3 protein-coding genes are annotated in these 5,005 nt (G+C 55.9%); 2 read left to right on the top strand and 1 reads right to left on the bottom strand.

What is annotated here, in order from left to right:
* Positions 1-866, bottom strand: an 866-nt coding sequence (locus tag EOA27_RS21560; protein ID WP_210214163.1) for a hypothetical protein, incomplete at its 3' end; no start/stop codon positions are given.
* Between the two features lie 187 nt (positions 867-1,053).
* On the opposite strand from EOA27_RS21560, the gene EOA27_RS21555 reads away from it, so the two are divergent.
* Both EOA27_RS21555 and EOA27_RS21550 read left to right on the top strand, forming a co-directional pair.
* Positions 1,054-1,884, top strand: a complete 831-nt coding sequence (locus EOA27_RS21555) for a hypothetical protein (protein WP_127257116.1) — start codon at positions 1,054-1,056, stop codon at positions 1,882-1,884.
* On the top strand, positions 1,881-4,145 hold the full coding sequence (locus EOA27_RS21550; protein ID WP_127257113.1) for a hypothetical protein: 2,265 nt from the start codon (positions 1,881-1,883) through the stop codon (positions 4,143-4,145). Before EOA27_RS21555 ends, EOA27_RS21550 begins: the two co-directional genes overlap by 4 nt.
* The last annotated feature ends 860 nt before the right edge of the window (positions 4,146-5,005 follow it).

The following is a 5,005-nucleotide window of genomic DNA, read 5'->3' as shown; positions in this document are numbered from 1 at the left end:
TGGTAGGGAATGCGAACGCCTTCGGTCGGCATGGCGTTGCTAATGCGCCGCGACCATACGGGAAAGTTGCCAGGCTTGTCGGGTCGCCGACCGAAATAGACCGGGTCGCCAATGCTGGAGATGCGTGAGACCCCGACGATTATGCGGTTGACGGAGTCGTCAACCGCATTGCCCCGGTTGCAATAGTAGAAAATCAGTGACTTTCCCTTTTCTAGTTTTCCCCAGAAGTGAGTGAGCAGGGCGCGCTGACGAGAATCTTCCATCACCCAGGTCGGCGATGAATCCAAATTCCGCCTCGCGGGGATGAGTAGGTTCTCCTCTTCGCAAATCTCGCGGAAGTTCGCCTCAAGCATCCACCGGTAGGGGGTGGGGCAGCATGAATAGGGAGGCAATTCCTCTTCCGCGCTCGGCAGGGCGCGACCCTCCAGCGGATCTTGGTGCAGGATGGAGAAACGCTCCTCGCCAAACGCGTTCGCATCCCGCTGGCAGGGAGGAAGGTACTTGGTCGCCTTGCGTACCGCGCCGATTGTTTCGCCGCGATGATCGTGCTCGATTCCGTCATCTCGGTGAGAGCGCACGTGATCATGCACCATGCAGGCGGCGTTGAGCGTCGGCTGTTTGCATATGTGCCCATTCCAGGCATCATCGTGCCAGGTCAGTCTCGCCGACAAATGTGTAGTCATTAACCAGCCCCCCCAGCCACCGTCCGGCAATAGCCTGACTTCCCCATATTCAGGTCCCCCGATATTGATTGCCGGTTTACGCAATTTACGCAAGTACGTGACTTGGCGAGACTGATGTCTCCTGGGGTAGGGCGGCAACTGCCTATTGGGCATCACATGTTTCGCCGTGGCGAAGTGGTCCAAATTTTTTCCTAGTGCATCTGCTGACACGGCTGGGCGGCTGTCGGAAGGGAAACCATGTCGAAACAATTTGTGTGCTCAAGAAACGTGTGGGAAACTCGCCTGGCGGTTTCTCAACTCATCTCAAAAATATGGACCAAGTAACCATCGTCGTCTAATAGTGATTTGAATTCAAGGTGCCGGGGGGCGCGTGGGTAGCATCAAAGAGACGGAGCGCAGCTCTCACCAGGAGCCGCGCGGACAAGGCGACATCATCCGCCTTGAATGGCCTGCAGGGCACGATGGTCCGCCTCTCGGCATTGTCATCAATGCGGATTGCGACCTCGCGCATGGAAAGACTGACGGTGTGATCGCGTACGTCCCGATCTACCCGTTCCGAGAATATCTGGCGCGGTTTTGGGCTCCTGGGCACGTCTCGGAGATATCCGCGGCAGCCACAAAGTCGATCCTGAAACTGATCGGCGACAATGAGCCCGACGCGTTGCACATTTGGCTGCAGAGTTCGGGGCCCGACGCGATCGCTCTGAAGGTTTCGGAGCTTCAGAAGCTGAAAAAGAAGGACGCTGATCAATTGGCTGTTGATCTGCGTCGGCTGGCAGTTTGCCTGGATGCCAGCCTCACTCACATGGAGCGTTTCCAAGCTCTTTGCAGGGGCGCTTCAAATGCAGCAGCTTATGCGAAGACACATATCACCGCCGCCAAGAAGACAATGGGTGACGGACATTTCTTCATAAGCGAAATCATAGACGACACCAATGTCGGCTTCGTCGTCAGGATGCGTCGAATCTATACCCTGCCCGAAGTGGATTATTTCGTCTCGACAAGCGTGCAAAGGTCACGGAGCGACGGCGCTCGGCCCACCGCCGTCCGGGCCGGGCGACTGACAGGGCTCTATAGGTTCAAGCTTCTCCAACTTTTCGCGCAACAATATTCCAGGATCGGTCTGCCGGATGAGGTCACCGCTCTTGGAGCCCTAGCGATTGACGACCTAGTTGAACAATTCGCCGGAGTCCCAAATTGAAGGCACTTGTGCTGACCCCCAAAACCCTGTTTCGCCTTTCGCAGTTCTCGATTTCGGACGAATGGTTTTCGCACTTTGGGACACCGGACGGAGACGCCAGCATCAAACGGGTAGAAGTGGGAAATGTGGTCTATCTCTTCGAGCCCGAACTCGAAACGGATGAGACGCCGATCGTTGTCGTGAACCTGGCGGCCGACGGTGTCCTAGCGGACAAAGCTTCGCGCGCCGCCACATTGGAACGCATCATTACGGCCGGCCGCTTCGTCTTTACGGACAGCGTCAGCATCCCGACTGGATGGCGCAAGCACCACGAGGGCAGCATGTTCTCGATTCAGGCAGTGCCGCGGAACTTTGGCTGGAAGCCAAGACTTCACTTCGAAACAAGGCCGCGCGCCAACAAGGATCTGTTTGTCTTCGCCAAGCTGGAAGAGACGGTCGATTTTGCAAGCCTTGATCGGCACTTGGATATCTATGACGAGGCAAAAGCCGGTGTGGTTGATGCGGTCCTCGCCCCCTGCATCGCTCAATCAGAAGGAACTCGAGCTGGCATTACTCTAAGTCAGAGGCTTCCGCAGGGTTTCGTTCAGGGCGCTACCCTCGATCAATGGTATCGTTCGAAGCTGACCGAGGAGCAGCGGAGCTTCGTCGATAAGCCTCACGACGGTCCCGTCAGATTGCGTGGCGCTGCCGGCACAGGGAAAACACTATCCCTTGTCATCAAATTCCTGAGGGACGCGATCATTGCCGAAGGCGGGGATAAATCGCTCAAATTCGGCTTCCTCACCCACAGTTTCGCTTCCGCTGACCTTGTCAATTCGATCGGGGAGAGCCTCGACACTACTGGTCTGTTCTATGCTCCGGGAAGGCGCGTAAAACTGGAGGTTCGCACGCTCTATGACCTCGCACACAAAAACCTTAATTTCGAACTCGATCAACTGATACCGCTTTCCTTGGATGGTCGCGAGGGCAGAAGACTTCAAGCCGAGCTCATCAAGGCGGTCTTGAAGGAGATTGCCGCCTCGAGCTTGGCCAGCGCGCAGTTCGAGACGATAACGCAAGACCTCAAAGAGCGATACGAAGCTGCTCTGGCAGGATCTGACAATCGATTTGTTGCGGAAGTGATGAACGAATTTGCGAGCGTCCTTGACGCCGAGGGGGTCAGAGCAGGTGAGGAGAAGGGCGAGCGCTATGCTAAGGGAACGACGCCTCGTCCAGCGTGGTTGATGGGACTGCCACAGGAAGTTGACCGGCGGTTCATCCTCGAAATCCACCGGCGCTACCGCAAACACTTGGGAGAGATGAGCACCCTAAGCGTCGACCAGATGATCGGTGATTTTAACTCTTTCCTCGATTCGAATCGCTGGGATCGCATCAGGGACCGAGATGGCTATGACGTTCTTTTTGTCGATGAACTTCATCTATTCACCTCCATCGAGCGCCAGACACTCCACAAGCTGATTAAACGCTCACCAGATAGAGATGGCAGGCCCAAGAGACCGCCGATTTTCATGGCCTATGACCTGAAACAGAGCCCTCGTGACACGTTCGCCAACTATGGAGAAGACGGTCAGAATCTTTTCTCCGCATCGACCGGGCTCCAGGGGTCCGAGCTTGTAAAGCTTGAGCGAGTCTTTCGGTACACTCCACAAATCGCTGAATTCCTCGCTGATCTGGATGCTACCTTCCCAGCCATTGATATACCCGGCGAATGGGATGCCTATGCTGGAAAGGCGGAACTGGCAAACGGTGACGTGCCCGAGCTCACCGTATATGCCAAAGAGGTTGACCTGTTCCTGGACGTCTTCACAGAAGCGCAAAAAATAGCTCGCTCGATTGATGGAGGTGGTCGACGTGTCGCGGTTCTGTGCGCCAGCGAGGAGCAATTCGACACTTACTTGAAGGCGGCAAGCGGCCAGTTCGCTGGCGCGCACCTGCCCATCCTAAGCCGTGAACCATCCTCCGAGCTAAGGCATGCAGGTAAGAGATTTGTCTTCAGCATGCCGGAGTATGTCGCCGGTCTTCAATTCGACACTGTCTTCCTAATTCACGTCGATGCTTCCGAGGCGCCTTTGGATTCAGGCGACGGAACCCGTCGACGTTTCATCTCAAACATTTATCTTGGCTCCAGTCGAGCCGAGAAATCGTTGAGGATCAGCGCCTGCCTGGCGAGAGGGGGAAAATCTGACATCCTCGACATGGCATTGGCGCGCAGGAGTTTGGCTGAGGTAGCGCCCCGACCTCCTAAGAAAAGGCGCGCCTGATCGCTCATCATAACCTGCTGCCGGTGGCGTCGGCCCGATAATGAGCCGGCAGTTTTTCCTAATCCTGAATGGCCACCGGGCTGGGGCTAATTGGCAAAGACCTGTGCTACGCCTTGTGATACCTATTGTGATACAAATTCGCAGTCGAAACTTGAAAAATGCAGTAAAAACAATCGCGTAACGACGATAACGATCCCAGCCAACTGAACCACGAGAAGTTCTTTACGTCTGTGGCCTTGGCGCATTTAAACCGCACCCGCGGGGCCGAGGCGATATGACGAGAAGGCCTACTAGGTTCGTGGCTCCGCGCGTAATCGAGCGATAAGGCGCTGTTGCCCGGAATACCGACCTTGACAACGTCAGTTGAGCCTATCGCGAGCCTAAGTGGTGATCCCGGCAGGAATCGAATGCGACCTACAGATTAGGAATAAGAAGGTGGCTCACTTCGGGTTCTTATCCGGTTCGCCAGACCGCACAAAATCACACGAAGGACATGGATTGGCGAACCGCCCGCAAATTACTGACTTTCTTTGGTAAAGGTCGTCCCTCAGCGACTAACATAATTGTTGTTCGCCAACGGGTTACGAAGCGGTTCGCCCAAATTGATTCAAGAACCTGATCCAGCCACCCACTAAAGATATCGGGAGGCCAACAACAGCGGGTCGCGCTGGCGCGCGCGCGGCGTTCGCCCCGGCGGATCGCGCCTCTGTCGCGGAGGCGCCGACGGCCAATACCGAAAATCCGAGGAGCAGCCCCCAGCGGTTGATCATGGCCAGATCGGGGGTTTCTCGGCTTTCATGTCGTTCTCTATCGCAATCGTTCGAACTTGCGTGAAGGGGGTGACCTGGTAATCACACGCC

The sequence above is a fragment of the Mesorhizobium sp. M2A.F.Ca.ET.037.01.1.1 genome, assembly GCF_003998075.1.
Classification (GTDB): Bacteria; Pseudomonadota; Alphaproteobacteria; order Rhizobiales; family Rhizobiaceae; genus Mesorhizobium.
This window is presented reverse-complemented; position numbering and strand designations above follow the sequence as displayed.